This window comes from Hymenobacter algoricola (assembly GCF_039539525.1).
In the GTDB taxonomy this organism is placed as follows: Bacteria; Bacteroidota; Bacteroidia; order Cytophagales; family Hymenobacteraceae; genus Hymenobacter; species Hymenobacter algoricola.
This window is the reverse complement of sequence record NZ_BAABDH010000055.1, coordinates 1-1028: the sequence shown is the minus strand read 5'-3', so window position 1 is coordinate 1028 and position 1028 is coordinate 1. Positions and strand designations below refer to the sequence as shown.

Here is a 1028-nt window from a genome sequence, read left to right as displayed (position 1 = left end):
TTATAGCAGTTTCATAACTGGCGTACACCTTTCCGGGGCGGGTTCGTAAGCTAGTACATGCGCGCCTATTCCTTGGACTTACGTGAGAAAATCGCCGCTGCTTGCCAGCAGCCGGGGCGACGGCAGTACGCGGTAGCGGCCCAGTTTGGGGTTAGCTGCTCATTCGTGGCCAAGCTCCTGCGCCGCCAGCGCCAGACCAATTCGGTGGCGGCCAAGCCGCCGGGGCGGGGCGGGCCGCCGCGCAGCCTGGACGCGGCGGCGCAACGCTGGGTGGTGGCCCAGCTCGCCGCGCAGCCGGACGCCACGCTGGCGGAGTTGCGCGATGCGCTGCTGGCCCACACGGGCCGGCGCGTGTGCCTGGGCGTAGTCTGGCGCGTGCTGAACGAGCACGGGTGGCGGCGCAAAAAAAAGTCTGCACGCCACTGAACGGGACACGGAGCGCGTCCGCGCGTTGCGCTGCCAGCACGTCGAGCAGGTAGTCACGCGCACGGACGTGCACCGGTTTTACTTTCTCGACGAGACGGGCCTGCGCCTGGACTATTGTCGGCGCTGCGGGCGGGCCCCGGGCGGGCAGCGCGTCACGGGGGCTGCCCCACTGCGGCGCGGGCGCAACTGCACCCTGATCGGGGCGCTGGGCGTAGGCGGCTTGAAAGCCGTGCAGGTGCTGGACGGAGCGCTCAACCAGCGCAGCTTCGCCTTGTACGTGGGACGGATCCTGGGCCCGCAACTGCGGCGCGGCGACGTGCTGGTACTCGATAACCTGCCGGTGCACCACCTCGGCGGACTGGCCCAGTGGCTAGGTGCCCGCGGCGTAGAGGTCCTGTTTCTGCCGCCCTACTCCCCGGACTTCTCGCCCGTCGAGCAGGCCTGGAGCAAGCTCAAGACCGGGCTGCGCCAAGCCCAGGCGCGCACGCTGCAAGCCTTGCTGGAAGCCATTCACGCGGCCGTGCAATGGATTACCAGCACCGATGCCAAAGCTTGGTTCAACCACTGTGGCTATCATGTACAGCGGTCATGAATCTGCTCTA

Annotated in this window: 2 protein-coding genes; both read left to right on the top strand. The window is 67.6% G+C overall.

Going from position 1 to position 1028, the window contains the following annotated elements:
* Positions 1 to 57: 57 nt before the first annotated feature.
* On the top strand, positions 58 to 426 hold the full coding sequence (locus ABD842_RS13745; protein ID WP_345114926.1) for a hypothetical protein: 369 nt from the start codon (positions 58 to 60) through the stop codon (positions 424 to 426).
* A 25-nt stretch (positions 427 to 451) separates the two neighbouring features.
* Positions 452 to 1018 carry an IS630 family transposase gene (locus tag ABD842_RS13740; protein WP_345114923.1) on the top strand — a complete coding sequence of 189 codons (567 nt, stop codon included), beginning with the start codon at positions 452 to 454 and terminating at the stop codon, positions 1016 to 1018.
* The last annotated feature ends 10 nt before the right edge of the window (positions 1019 to 1028 follow it).